The sequence below is a fragment of the Streptomyces sp. NPDC127177 genome (genome assembly GCF_042672475.1).
GTDB lineage: Bacteria > Actinomycetota > Actinomycetes > Streptomycetales > Streptomycetaceae > Streptomyces.
In genome coordinates, this window is the sequence record NZ_JBHXUW010000024.1 from 30,499 (window position 1) to 43,102 (window position 12,604).

The following is a 12,604-nucleotide window of genomic DNA, read 5'->3' on the forward strand; positions in this document are numbered from 1 at the left end:
CACCTCCTCCTGATGGCCGCGTCCTTCGCACTGGCCTGCTATGCGGGGGTGCGGCTGCTTTCCGGTGACACGGCCGGAATCGTCCTCTGGTTCGTCGGCGCGGCCTTCGTGCACGACCTGGTGCTGGTGCCGGTGTACACGTCGGCGGACCTGCTGCTGCGCCGCTCGCCGGCCGGACGCCGCCCCGCGCTCGTCAACCACGTCCGGGTGCCGGCCTTCCTCTCCGGTCTGCTCCTGCTGATGTGGTTCCCGCTGATCACCCGTCGCTCGACGCGCTACGAGTCGGCGAGCGGGCTCTCCGTGGATGTGTTCCTGGGGAACTGGCTGCTGATCACGGCCGCGCTGTTCGCGCTCTCGGCGCTCTGGCTGGTCGTCAGGACGCTCCGGCCGCGCCGCAGGGAGACGAAGAAGCGGCCGTCCGCGTCCCACTGATCGACGGGGTGCCAGCCGAGCGGCAGGGCGTGCCGCAGCAACGCCGGTGTGCCGAGCCTGGCCCAGGGGAACGGCGCGTCGTCCGCCGGCCCCGGGCCGGGAGCACGCCCGTCGTCCAGCCGGACCCGGACCCGCTCGTCGATGTCCTGCGGGGCTGTCTCGGCGATGAGCAGGCCGCCGGCGGCGAGCACGGCCGCCGTGCGGTGCAGGAGCCGGCCCGGATCACCGCCGATGCCGATATTGCCGTCGACGAGCAGGACGGTCCCCCAACGGCCCTCGCCCGGCAGGGGGTCGAAGACCGAACGGTGCAGCGCGGAGCCGCCGAGCCGCTGGGTGCGGGCGACCGCCGCCTCGCTCACGTCGATGCCGAGCGCCCGGTGGCCGCGCGCCGCCAGCGCCGCGACCAGCCGCCCCGGCCCGCACCCGATGTCCAGGACGGGGCCCTCGCAGCGGTGCAGCGCCGACTGGTCGGCGGCGTCCGCGCGCGCACACCAGCGCTCCACGTCCAGCGGCAGCAGCCAGCCGTCCGTACGGCGGAGGAAGAGCGGCCCGTGGCCGTTGCGCAGTGCGTTGGCGTACGGGTCGGTGCTCCACGAGGCGGTGTCCGGGTGCGGCGGGCGGACCGCGTCGCGCCGGGGGACCGTGCGGCTCATCGGGCCGCCGCCGGGGTCAGTGCGGAGAGCACGGCGGCGAACCTGCCGCGCGGTGCGAGGGCGGCGACGTCCACGGCGTCGGCCACCGTGTCCACGTCCCGCAGGGCCCGCAGATCGCCTACCGCGAGACCGGCGTCGACCAGCCGCCGGCGCTGCACCGCACCGGTCTCCGGCACGGACATCGGCACCCCGCGCAGCAGCTCCGGATCGGGCTCGGCCAGGCCCAGCGCCCAGAAGCCACCGTCCTCGGCCGGGCCGAACCAGGCGTCGCAGCCTTCCCAGGAACCGGGACGGAGCGCGGGCGCCAGATCGGCGGCGGTGATCTGCGGGGTGTCCATACCGATCAGGAGCGTCGGTCCCGAGCAGGCGCCGAACGCGGCGGCGAGCCGTTCGTCGAGACCGCCCGCGCCCTGCCGCACCACCTCGATGCCCGGTGGCAGCCAGGGGCCGGGCGACCCGTCGAGGACGAGCACCCGCCGGGCGGCGGGCAGCGCGAGGACGGTGTGCAGGGTGTCGGTGAGCGAGGCCTCGGCGATCCGGGCGGCCTCCTCGGGGGTGAAGGGCGGCGTCAGCCGGGTCTTGACCCGGCCGGGCAGCGGCTCCTTCGCGATGACCAGCAGGTTCGTCGAGCCGGCGGCCGCCGTCGCGGCGCCGGTACACGCGGCCGGGTTCACCGGGACACCCCCGCCGCCACCGGCGGTTCACCGAGCACGGCCCGCATGTCGCGCACCGCGTGCCAGGTGCCCCGCCAGGTGCCGGTGACCTTGGACTTCCCGGTGCGCGAGAGGTACGGGACATCCGTCTCGGCGACCCGCAGACCGGCGTCGGCCGCCCGCACCACCATCTGCAACGGGTAGCCGCTGCGCCGGTCGGTGAGACCGAGCGCCAGCAGGTCCGTCCGGCGGCCCGCCCGCATCGGCCCGAGGTCGTGCAGCCGGAGCCCGGTCCGTCTGCGCAGCAGCCGGGACAGCGCCAGATTGCCCGCACGGGCGTGCAGGGGCCACGCGCCGATCCGGTCGGGGCGCCGGCGCCCGAGCAGCAGATCGCTCTCACCTGCCGCGATCCGGCGGACGAAACCGGGGAGCAGCCCCGGGTCCAGCGAACCGTCGCAGTCGCAGAAGCAGACGAACTCCGCCTCGGCGGCGAGCAGCCCGGCGTGGCAGGCGGAGCCGAAGCCGCGCCGCGGCTCGTGCACCACCGTCGCGCCGAGCGAACGGGCCAGCTCGGCCGAGCCGTCACTTGAGCCGTTGTCGACGACGATCGCACGCCAGCCGCGCGGGATCGAGCCGAGCACACCGGGCAGGGCCGCCGCCTCGTCCAGGCAGGGCAGCACGATGTCGGCGCGGAGGTCGGGGTTATCGGAGGGATCGGTCACGCGGCTCACCCTACGGAGAGGAAACCGACAATTCGGGTCACAGATTCTTACGAAACGTGGACGTCGACCGAGTGGCGGCGTCCGGCCTCCGCCGGCCCGGGGAGCGGGTGCCATGGTGGGGCCATGCACCCCGCGATTCCCGACCGTCCGGCGACCGAGGGCCGAGGGCCCGGGGGCGAGGTTCCCGCCCCCGTCCCCGCCCCCGCGTCCGAGCCCGCCCCGGGCCACGTTCTCGTCGTGGACGACGACCCGACCGTCTCCGAGGTCGTCACCGGATACCTGACCGGCGCCGGCTACGACGTGGACCGCGCGGCGGACGGCCCGGCCGCGCTGGAGTGCTTCGCCCGCCGCAGACCCGACCTGGTGGTCCTGGACCTGATGCTGCCCGGCATGGACGGCTTCGAGGTCTGCCGCCGGATGCGGGCGCACGGCCGGGTGCCCGTCATCATGCTGACCGCGCGCGGTGACGAGGACGACCGGATCCTCGGCCTGGAGACGGGCGCCGACGACTACGTCACCAAGCCGTTCAGCCCCCGCGAACTGGTCCTGCGCGTCGACTCCGTGCTGCGCCGCGCCCATGCGCCGGCCGCACCCGGCGGGCGCCCGGCGCTGCTCGAGGGCGCGGGCCTCGTCCTCGACCCGGTGGCCCGGAGCGCGACCCGGGACGGCCGGGTGCTGGCCCTCACCCTGCGCGAGTTCGACCTGCTCGCCTTCCTCCTGCGCCACCCGGGCCGGGTCTTCACCCGGGAGGAACTGATGAGCGAGGTGTGGGGCTGGGACTTCGGCGATCTGTCGACGGTCACGGTCCATGTGCGCAGGCTGCGCGGAAAGGCCGAACAGGACCCGGCCCGCCCGGAGCTGATCCGCACCGTCTGGGGGGTGGGCTACCGGCTGGACCTGCCGCCCGGCCCGCCGGAGGATGCCCCCACCACCCAGGGAGCGCCGTCGTGACCGACATACTCCTCATCGCGCTCTTCGCGTTCCTGGGTGCGGCGACGGCCGGACTCCTCGGCGCGCTCGTGCTGCGCCTCTTCCGGCACCGCTCGCTCGTCGTGTCGCTGACCGTGGTCGCCGCGGTCGCCGTGACCGCGATGCTCGCCGGGACGCTGGCCGTCGCCTGGGCGATGTTCCTGTCGCCGCACGACCTGTCGGTGGTCACGACCGTCGTCGCCATGGCCGCCGTCGTATCGCTCGTCACCGCGATGCTGCTCGGCCGCTGGGTGGCGGCGCGCAGCCGCGATCTGACGCTCGCCGCCCGGTCCTTCGGCGACGGCGGCACCTTCGCCGCGCCCGCGGCCCCGGCCACCGCCGAGCTCGCCGCCCTCACCCGCGAACTGGCCGCCACCAGCGCCAAGCTCGACACCTCCCGGGAACGCGAACGCGCCCTGGAGACCTCGCGGCGTGAGCTCGTCGCCTGGATCTCGCACGATCTGCGCACCCCGCTCGCCGGGCTGCGGGCCATGTCGGAGGCGCTGGAGGACGGCATGGCCGTCGACTCGCGGCGCTATCTGCGGCAGATACGGACCGAGGTGGAGCGGATGAACGACATGGTCGGCGACCTCTTCGAACTCTCCCGCATCCACGCCGGATCGCTCACTCTGAGCCCCACCCGGATCTCGGTGTACGACCTGGTGGGCGACGCGCTCGCCGGCGCCGATCCGCTGGCCCGCGAGCACGGCGTACGGCTGGTCGGGGACCGGATCGAGCCGGTACCGGTGGAGGTCGACGGCAAGGAGATGAGCCGGGTGCTGGGCAACCTGCTGATCAACGCGATCCGCCGCACCCCCACCGACGGGACCGTGGCGGTGGCCGCGCACCGCACGGGCGGCGGTGTGGTCCTGTCGGTGACCGACGGCTGCGGCGGCATCCCGGAGGAGGACCTGGCCAGGGTCTTCGACACCGGATGGCGCGGCAGCCACGCCCGGACGCCGCCGGCCGGGGCGGGCCTCGGCCTCGCGATCGTGCGCGGGATCGTGGAGGCGCACGCCGGCCGGGCCGAGGTCCGCAACGTCAGCGGCGGCTGCTGCTTCGAGGTCACACTGCCGGTGGTGTGAACGCCGGGGCGGGGGCCGGCCAGGGGAGTGGGCGTCGGTGCGGGGCCGACCGGTGGTGCGGGCGTCTGAGGGCCGCCGTGGTCGGCTGCGGCGCGGACGTCTGAGCGCCGGGCTCGGCCGGTGGCGCGGTGCGGGGCCGGCCGGTGGTGCGGGCGTCTGAGGGCCGCCGTGGTCGGCTGCGGCGCGGACGGCTGAGTGCCGGGCTCGGCCGGTGGGGCGGGCCGGTGATGCGGGCGTCAGAGCGCCGGGCTCGTGGACATCTCGCGCAGTGGGGCCGTCGCGAACTCCGCCATCCCCTCGTCGAAGCCCACCACGGGCTTCCAGCCCAGCTCCTCGCGCAACCGCCGGGAGTCCGCCGTGACATGGCGTACGTCCCCGAGCCGGTACTCGCCGGTGACGGCCGGGTCCGGGCCGCCGTGCGCCGACGCCAGGGCCGAGGCCATCTCGCCGATGGTGTGCGGCTCCCCGCTCCCGGTGTTGTACGCGGCGAAGCTTCCCGGCCGGCGCCCGGCGACGGCCTCCAGGGCCACCGTGTTGGCGGCGGCCACGTCCCGCACGTGGACGAAGTCGCGCCGCTGGGCACCGTCCTCGAAGACCTGCGGCGACTCGGCCCGGGCCAGGGACGAGCGGAAGAAGGAGGCGACCCCGGCGTACGGGGTGTCGCGCGGCATCCCCGGCCCGTACACGTTGTGGTAGCGCAGCGACAGCGCCCGCCCGCCCGTGGCGCGTGCCCACGAAGCGGCGAGGTGTTCCTGGGCGAGCTTGGTCGTCGCGTACACGTTGCGCGGGTCCACGGGCGCGTCCTCGCCGACGAGCCCCGGTGCCAGTTCCGTACCGCAGGACGGGCAGAGCGGTTCGAAGCGGCCCGCCGCCAGGTCGGCCTCCGCCCGCGGGCCCGGCCGGACCGGGCCGTGGCTCCCGCAGTCGTAGCGGCCCTCCCCGTAGACCACCATCGAACCGGCGAGCACCAGGCTCCGCACCCCGGCGTCGGCCGCGGCGGCGAGCAGCACGGCGGTCCCGAGGTCGTTGCAGCCGACGTAGAGCGGGGCGTCCGCGAAGTCCTTGCCCAGGCCGACCATCGCCGCCTGGTGGCACACGGCGTCGACACCGCGCAGCGCACCGTCCACCGCCTCGCGGTCGCGCACGTCCGCCACGATCAGCCGGCTGCCGGCCGGGCGGTCCGTCCCCCCGCCGCGCGCCGACCCACCGCCGTGGGCCGAGGGGAGCAGGGCGTCGAGCACCACCGCCTCGTGCCCGGCCGATGTGAGGGCCCGGACGATCTCCGACCCGATGAACCCGGCTCCGCCGGTGACCAGTACGCGCATGACGGCCACGCTAGGGCGCCGGGACCGGCGTGCACGGTTGCCCGCTCGGCACGTCACGGGACCGTAAGAACCGACCCGTTCGGCGGGCGGTGCGGGAAAGGGGCGGCCGGTCCTCAGCCGATGAGGAACGCGCACGCCGTGGCCGCGCCCAGCGCGGTCCCGGCGGTCACCTGGCCGACGGTGTGGTAGCCGAGCGCGACCCGCGACCAGCTCACGGCGAGCGCCATCAGGTAGCCGAACAGCCACCACGGCGAGTGCACCACGGCGAGCAGGGCGACGACGGCCGATGCGACCGAGGCGTCCACCGAGATCTTCCAGACCGTGTTGACGGCCAGCAGGACGACGGTCATCACCCAGAGCCCGAGCATCGCGGTGAGGATGCCCGAGGGGGCGCCGCCCAGCACCATGACCGCCGAACCGGCCCCGATGGAGCCGAGGATGACCAGGAAGATCGGGGCCCGCTTGGTGCGGTCGACGACATGGCGGTCGCCCCAGGTGCCGCGCCCGCGCTCCCACTCGATGTACCCCGCGGGGACGATCCCGGCACAGAGCGCGCCGAGCAGTCCCCAGAGCAGCCCGGTCCACTCGCCCGCCGCCGCGAAACCGATCGCGAGCATGCCGGCCAGCAGGACGTTACGTGGCTGGAAGACATCGGTCACCGTACGGGCGGTCGAGGTGGTGCGGGAGGTCTCCGCGGTGTCGGTGGCGCTCATGCTGACTGCTCCTTGGCTGCTGCTGATGACTCCAGGACCTGGCGGGCCCGGTCCGTCGTGACGGTCCGGTACGCGGCGGCGACCCGGACCAGCCAGGCGACCTCGCCGTCCTGGTCGGTCGCGTGCCGGTCGCCGACTGCCGCCGCCTCCCCGGGGACCGCGCCGTCGCCGTGGGCCGCCAGGGCGGCCTTGATCCAGTACGCCTCGGCGAGCGGTCCCGTCCGCTCCGGACCGGTCGCGCCGGCGGCGGCGGCGGTCCTGGCGGACTCGAGCAGGGTGTCGGGGGCGTAGTGGCGCAGCTTCTCCACCGCGTCGGCGATGTCCGCCGCCCAGCGGTCGATCCGCAGGTCGGCCGGTGTGCCGAACCGGGTCAGTTCGCGGACCAGGGAGGCCGGGGGGTCGAAGGGCTGGTCGGGGAAGGCCGCCATCAGCTCGTACCAGAGCGCGTGCAGCCGGACCTGGGCCCGCCAGAGCTTCGCCCGGCGGCGGACGTTGCTCAGGGCGGGGATGGAGGCGCCGACCGCGAAGAAGGCGAACAGCACCACCTGCGCGGCCTCGGTGATCTCGTCGAAGTCCAGCGCGAAGGCTTCGCTCGGCCGGTCGATCACGCTCACCCACAGGAACAGGGTGCGGCTGACGGTGTAGGCGACCCCGATGAACATCGCGAAGGTCATCATGCCGAGGCCGATGCGCAGCCGTCGCAGCCGGGCGCTCGCGGTGGCCAGCGCCCACTGGTAGGCGCAGACGGCTGACGCGGTGCCGAGGTAGAGGTAGAACACGCTCATGTAGAGCGTCGCGCCCCACTGCCCCGCGTGGTCCGCGACGAAGCGGTCCGAGGGGGTGGAGCGGTCCACGACGGTGAAGAAGAGCACGGTCAGCAGCACCAGCGTGGCGACGGACGCCTTGGTGGCCACCTGCTGGATCAGCCGGGCGAACCGTACGTGCCGGGGGATGTCGCCCGCGTCGGCGTACTGGCCGTAGATGGCGACGATGTAGCTGAGGATGGCGAGGATCGCGATCGTCGCCGTGTAGTGCTTGATCAGCACCGAGAGGTCGGTGACGGAGCTGTCGTTGAGACCGATGCGCACGACGCGGGTCTTGGTCCACAGCGCGGCGGCGAAACCCGCGTAGCAGCCCCACAGGGCCCGTCGGCGTCTGTCCTCCTCGTCGCCCCGGAGGGCGGCCGGCATGCGCCACAGGGCGACGGCTGTCATCAGGCCGGCTATCAGGTAGCCGGCGAGGTCGAGCGGGGTCACGGCGGAAGTCCTCGGTGGTGGGGGGAAGGGATGGGCGGGGCTCTCGGAACAGGACCGAGGGCCTAGGGCCTTCGGAACAGGCCGCGGCGGCTGGTGCCCGGGCGGGAGAGCGAGTTGGCGAGCCGCCCCACCATGTCATCGCTCGTCACGTCCCTGGCCATCCGGGGAATGAGCGAGGCACCGAATTCGGCCATGCGTTCGTCGTGGGTGTCGTACTGCGCGCGGGCCTGTACGGCGTCCGGGGACCGGAGTGCGTCGGGGCCGACGACCCGGGAGATCAGCGAGGTGTCGAAGACGGGCAGCAGCCGCTGGAGCTGCTCCGCGTCCAGCGAGGTGCCGTGGTCGAACCACTCGTGGCACAGCTCGTGCAGGATGACGTGCTGGGTCTGGTACGCGGTGGGGCGCCGCCGGTAGAGCACGAAGCTGGTCCCGCCGGCCTTCAGCCGGAGCCCGCAGGCGGCGTTGACGCGGGCCAGCCGGTCCGGCATCTCGTGCAGCACGATGGTGCGGCCGCCGGCCTCCTCCATGTTCGCCACCAGCGCGGCGATCGAGAAGGGGGCGGGCAGTGGGAGCCCGGCGAGTCCGGCCTCGCACTCTTTCCGCAGTTCGCGCAGGGACATGGGGGCCCTAACTCCGTGGTCCGCCGTCGTCGGGCCGCTGCCGGTCCTTCGCGTCCTCCAGCAGGGCGAGCGCGAACTGCAGCAGCTCCGGCGGCAGTCCGTCCTCGTCCACTCCCCGGCCGGCCAGCCCGTTGATGTCACCGGTCCGGCGCTTGGCCAGGAACTGCAGGCCGGCGACGACGTCGTCGACGACCTCGGACTCCTCCTTGAAGAAGCGCCAGTCCACGCCGAAGCCGAGACCGAGCGCCTTGAGGATGTCCTCGGAGGGCTGGGTGACCTTGCCGGCCAGGATGTTGGAGAAGTAGCTGTGCGAGAGCGACCCGCCGCGCTCCTTGACCAGGTCCGCGAAGACCCGGCCCGAGATCTTCCGGCCGGGGAAGGTCTTCTCGACCATGTACTCGACCTTCTGCCGCAACGTCCGCAGCTCCGGCGCGCGCTCTTCGCCGCTGTCCATCCGCTCCCCCACGTATCCGTCCACCGCCCGGTGTCTGTCCGGCTCCGCGCGGTGGTCCGATTCGGTCAACGGGCTCGTACTGTAACCAACCCCGGTCCCTCCTCCCCAGTGCGGGGAGCGCGGAGGGCCGGCCGAACGGGGACGTAGTGGAACATCCTGCTCCGGTGTACGGGAACAGGGTTGCGCACATACTCAACGTCACTGTTAACTCGAAAAAACACGGGCAGGGGACCACGAGGGGAGTCCCTTGCCCGTGAAGACATGCCGGCGGCGGCGGGAGCCGGGGGCGCGTAACGGGGCAAGGCGCGCATGCCCGCGCATATGGGTGTAGCCCTTCACGACGGGGGATGCGTGAAGGGCTACACCTGCATTATGACCCCAGGTCAGGCAGTCATCAACTGACCGGCGGGTCAGTGTTCTTGGCGGAGCCGGTGCCGGGGCCCGGCGGTACGCCCATGGGAAGGCGTCCGCGGGAGGGCGCTCGCGGGCCGGGCCGAGGGCCCCACGAGCGGCCCGGTCAGATAACTTCCCCCGTCCGGCCAGGGAAATCTGTCGCGGCTATGATAGAGACGATGGCTCGCACAACGAGAGTTTCTCCCCCGGTCAACGTTTCCCCTCCGGTCAACGAAGTCGGCGACACGCGGCAGGTGCCCATGCCCCCCGATTCCCCTCCGCACGCCGCCGACCGCCTGGACGACGACGACTACCCCGCCTACACCATGGGCCGCGCCGCCGAGATGATCGGCGCCACGCCGGGATTCCTCCGTGCCATCGGCGAGGCCAGGCTGATCACCCCCCTGCGGTCCGAGGGCGGCCACCGCCGCTACTCCCGCTACCAGCTGCGCATCGCCGCCCGCGCCCGGGAGCTCGTCGACGGGGGCACCCCGATCGAGGCCGCCTGCCGCATCGTGATCCTGGAGGACCAGCTCGAAGAAGCCCTCCGGCTCAACGAGGAGCTGCGCAGGCCCACTCCGGGCCGCGACGCCCACTGAGGGGCACGCCCTACCCTCCGGCCGCCGTCCCCGTGCTGCCCCGTTCGATCAGGGTGGGCAGCGGCACCTGGACGGTGTGCGCCGCGCCGCCGTCGAGCAGCGCGGTCAGTTCGCCCGCCGCGAGCCGTCCGAAGGCGACCGTGTCCCTGGAGAGCGCGGTCAGCCACGGGGCGGTCAGCCGGCACAGCGCGGAGTCCTCCCACGACACCACCGACACGTCGTCCGGGACCCGTAGCCCCAGCCCCGCCGTGACCGCCACCCCGGCCGCGGCCATCACGTCGTTGTCGTAGACGATCGCGGTCGGCGGGTCGTCCTGCTCCAGCACCCGTCGGGTCACGGCCGCCCCCTCGGTGTCCGAGTAGTCCGTGGTCAGCGAGCGGACCTCGGTCAGACCGCGTCGGTCGGCCTCGATGCGCAGGGACCGGATGCGCCGGTCGGTGTGCGCGAGCGAGGGCAGTCCGGCGATGTGCACGATGCGCCGGTGGCCCAGCTCGTACAGCCTGCCCACGATGGCCGCCATCGCTCCCGCGTCGTCGGCGCGGACCTGGGAGAGCCCCGGGTGGGGGCCGGTGTCGCTGCCCGGGAGGGCGCCGATGACCACGCCGGGCAGCCCCAGTTCGTCCAGCAGCCGGGCGCGCGGGTCATCGGTGCGCGGGTCCACGACGAGCACGCCGTCGACCCGGCGCTCGGCCCACCAGCGGCGGTAGACCGCGCATTCGGCCGTCACGTCCTCCACCACCTGGAAGAGCAGACCGAGCCTGCGTTCGGCCAGCACCTCCTGGATGCCGGAGATCAGCTGGAGGAAGAACGAGTCCACGCCCAGGTTCGCCGCCGGACGGGCCACCACCAGACCCACCGTGGCCGATCCCTCGCCCGACAGGGCGCGGGCGGCGGTGCTCGGATGCCAGCCCAACTGCTCGGCCACGCGCCGGATCCGGTCCCGGGTGATGGCCGAGACGCCCGGACGGTCGTTGAGCGCGAAGGAGACGGCGCTCTCCGACACCCCGGCCCGCTGGGCGATGTCCTTCATGGTCGGCCGTCGTGCGGGCGTGCGTCTGGCCGGTGAAGTGTCCCCGGCCGGCGGCCGCTTCGGTGTCACGCGGTGCCTCTCTCCTGCGTTCCCTGTGGCTCTCATGGGTCGTCGGGTTCGCTCACCCCGGGGCATCGTATGGCTTTCCGGCCCATTGGTCGAGCGAAGCGTCCAGGCAACTAATGCGCTTGAGCTGTGACAGCCTAAAGCGCATTAGTCATTGATCTTGAATGTGCTCACAAACCGCTCTGACCTGGGAGTATGTCGAAACATTCGGTTCTTTCCCAACGAATGTATTGACTTTGGACCACCCGCATTGCAGGGTCTGCTGGGCGAACGCATCCGGCCGGTCAGCAGCCCCCGGTCCGCCGTCCGCACGCCTGGTCCGAGCAAAGGAGCCGTTCACCGTGCGCATCTCTCGCAGAGCAGTCGCCACTGCCGCCGTCCTCGCCACTGTCCTGCCGCTGAGTGCCTGTGGGGGCGGGTCCGGATCGGGCTCCTCCGACGCCTCGGGCAAGGTCGAGGGCAAGATCACCTTCCAGACCTGGAACCTTCAGGCGAACTTCAAGGACTACTTCAACGGCGTGATCGCGGACTTCGAGAAGAAGTACCCGGGAACGGACGTCAAGTGGGTCGACCGGCCCGGCGAGGGCTACGCGGACAAGATCAGCGCGGACGCGGCCGGCGGCACCCTGCCGGACGTCGTCAACGTGTCGCCCGACCTGGTGGCCCCGCTGGCGAAGGCGGGCATCGCGCTGGACCTCGACAAGGCGGCCCCGCAGTACCGCAAGGAGTACCTGGACGGCGCCTGGAAGAGCCATCAGATACCGGGCACGGAAGGGACGTTCGCCTTCCCCTGGTACCTCAACACCGGCCCGATGTTCTACAACAAGCGCCTCCTCGAGGAGGCCGGACTCGACCCGCAGAAGCCGCCGTCCACCTACGACGAGGTCTTCGCGGACGGCCTGAAGCTGGCCGGGAAGAGCAAGGGCAAGGTCGCCACCCTCGCGAACGTGCCCACCATCGAGGACTTCGGCCGTTACGGCGGACAGCTGATGAACAAGGAAGGCACCGGCTTCGCCTTCAACGACGCCAAGGGCATCGAACTCCTCACCCACTACAAGGAGTTGTACGACGCCAAGGCGCTCGACGCTCAGGCGCTGACGGCCACCCCGGAGTCGTCGGGCCACAAGTTCCTCACCGAGTCCGTGGCGATGAACCCGGGCAGCGCGCTGGACCTGGCCAACTTCAAGAAGCAGGCCCCGAGCCTCTACAAGAACATCGGCATCACCGACCAGGTCAGCAGCACCGGCAAGGCCAACATGTACGTCATGGGCGTCATGGTGAACGCGCAGACCAAGCAGAAGCCCGCCGCCGTGGCCTTCGCGCACTACGTGACCGACGCGACCCGGCAGATGGAGTTCGCCAAGAAGGTCGCCATCTTCCCGAGCACCGCCGGATCGCTCGACGACCCGTACTTCACGAAGGAGGACGGCACGGACGAGACCCGGGTCCGGGTCGCCGCCGCCAAGTCCCTGAAGACGGCGGTCAATTACACACCGGTGCTGTTCAGCGAGCAGATGAAGACCGAGCTGCGCAACCAGATCGCCAAGGCCCTGCAGGGAAAGCAGAGCCCCAAGGAAGCCCTTGATAACGCTGTCAAGGCCTGTGACCGGCTGCTCCAGCAGAGCTGATCCCTC

The 12,604-nt window shown here is 72.5% G+C and carries 13 protein-coding genes; 4 read left to right on the forward strand and 9 right to left on the reverse strand.

The genetic code is table 11. The features are described 5' to 3' along the window. Window positions 1-275: 275 nt before the first annotated feature. From ACFVJX_RS16920 to ACFVJX_RS16930, 3 genes are read right to left on the reverse strand one after another with little or no spacing between them, the layout of a single operon-like run. On the reverse strand, window positions 276-1,085 hold the full coding sequence (locus ACFVJX_RS16920; protein ID WP_384122844.1) for a class I SAM-dependent methyltransferase: 810 nt from the start codon (window positions 1,083-1,085) through the stop codon (window positions 276-278). Then, window positions 1,082-1,759 (reverse strand): DUF2064 domain-containing protein, encoded by a 678-nt coding sequence (locus ACFVJX_RS16925; RefSeq protein WP_384122846.1) that lies wholly within the window; start codon window positions 1,757-1,759, stop codon window positions 1,082-1,084. Before ACFVJX_RS16925 ends, ACFVJX_RS16920 begins: the two co-directional genes overlap by 4 nt. Continuing rightward, the gene (locus ACFVJX_RS16930; RefSeq protein WP_384122848.1) at window positions 1,756-2,469 is read right to left on the reverse strand and encodes a glycosyltransferase family 2 protein; all 714 of its coding nucleotides are present in this window, start codon (window positions 2,467-2,469) and stop codon (window positions 1,756-1,758) included. Before ACFVJX_RS16930 ends, ACFVJX_RS16925 begins: the two co-directional genes overlap by 4 nt. A gap of 114 nt (window positions 2,470-2,583) precedes the next feature. Between ACFVJX_RS16930 and ACFVJX_RS16935 the strand changes: the two genes are divergently transcribed. Together ACFVJX_RS16935 and ACFVJX_RS16940 are read left to right on the forward strand one after the other, a co-directional pair. After that, window positions 2,584-3,411 carry a response regulator transcription factor gene (locus ACFVJX_RS16935; protein ID WP_384122850.1) on the forward strand — a complete coding sequence of 276 codons (828 nt, stop codon included), beginning with the start codon at window positions 2,584-2,586 and terminating at the stop codon, window positions 3,409-3,411. Further along, window positions 3,408-4,514, forward strand: a complete 1,107-nt coding sequence (locus ACFVJX_RS16940; RefSeq protein WP_384122852.1) for a sensor histidine kinase — start codon at window positions 3,408-3,410, stop codon at window positions 4,512-4,514. Before ACFVJX_RS16935 ends, ACFVJX_RS16940 begins: the two co-directional genes overlap by 4 nt. A gap of 236 nt (window positions 4,515-4,750) precedes the next feature. Here the strand turns inward: ACFVJX_RS16940 and ACFVJX_RS16945 are convergent, their stop codons facing one another. The 5 genes from ACFVJX_RS16945 to ACFVJX_RS16965 form a co-directional block, all read right to left on the reverse strand. Beyond that, entirely contained in the window at window positions 4,751-5,839 is a 1,089-nt protein-coding gene (locus ACFVJX_RS16945) for an NAD-dependent epimerase/dehydratase family protein (protein WP_384122854.1), read from the reverse strand. A gap of 113 nt (window positions 5,840-5,952) precedes the next feature. Then, the gene (locus ACFVJX_RS16950; RefSeq protein ID WP_384122856.1) at window positions 5,953-6,552 is read right to left on the reverse strand and encodes a hypothetical protein; all 600 of its coding nucleotides are present in this window, start codon (window positions 6,550-6,552) and stop codon (window positions 5,953-5,955) included. Next, window positions 6,549-7,808, reverse strand: coding sequence for an MAB_1171c family putative transporter (locus ACFVJX_RS16955; protein ID WP_384122858.1), 1,260 nt, complete (start codon window positions 7,806-7,808; stop codon window positions 6,549-6,551). Before ACFVJX_RS16955 ends, ACFVJX_RS16950 begins: the two co-directional genes overlap by 4 nt. 62 nt (window positions 7,809-7,870) lie before the next feature. Continuing rightward, on the reverse strand, window positions 7,871-8,428 hold the full coding sequence (locus ACFVJX_RS16960) for a toxin (RefSeq protein WP_384122860.1): 558 nt from the start codon (window positions 8,426-8,428) through the stop codon (window positions 7,871-7,873). A gap of 7 nt (window positions 8,429-8,435) precedes the next feature. Continuing rightward, window positions 8,436-8,882 (reverse strand): hypothetical protein, encoded by a 447-nt coding sequence (locus tag ACFVJX_RS16965; protein ID WP_384123048.1) that lies wholly within the window; start codon window positions 8,880-8,882, stop codon window positions 8,436-8,438. A 653-nt stretch (window positions 8,883-9,535) separates the two neighbouring features. On the opposite strand from ACFVJX_RS16965, the gene ACFVJX_RS16970 reads away from it, so the two are divergent. After that, complete coding sequence (locus ACFVJX_RS16970) at window positions 9,536-9,874, forward strand: MerR family transcriptional regulator (protein ID WP_384122862.1); 339 nt, start codon at window positions 9,536-9,538, stop codon at window positions 9,872-9,874. Between the two features lie 10 nt (window positions 9,875-9,884). Here ACFVJX_RS16970 and ACFVJX_RS16975 read toward each other — a convergent pair whose 3' ends face one another. After that, window positions 9,885-10,904, reverse strand: coding sequence for a LacI family DNA-binding transcriptional regulator (locus tag ACFVJX_RS16975; RefSeq protein ID WP_384122864.1), 1,020 nt, complete (start codon window positions 10,902-10,904; stop codon window positions 9,885-9,887). A 407-nt stretch (window positions 10,905-11,311) separates the two neighbouring features. Between ACFVJX_RS16975 and ACFVJX_RS16980 the strand changes: the two genes are divergently transcribed. Beyond that, the gene (locus ACFVJX_RS16980) at window positions 11,312-12,598 is read left to right on the forward strand and encodes an extracellular solute-binding protein (RefSeq protein WP_384122866.1); all 1,287 of its coding nucleotides are present in this window, start codon (window positions 11,312-11,314) and stop codon (window positions 12,596-12,598) included. The last annotated feature ends 6 nt before the right edge of the window (window positions 12,599-12,604 follow it).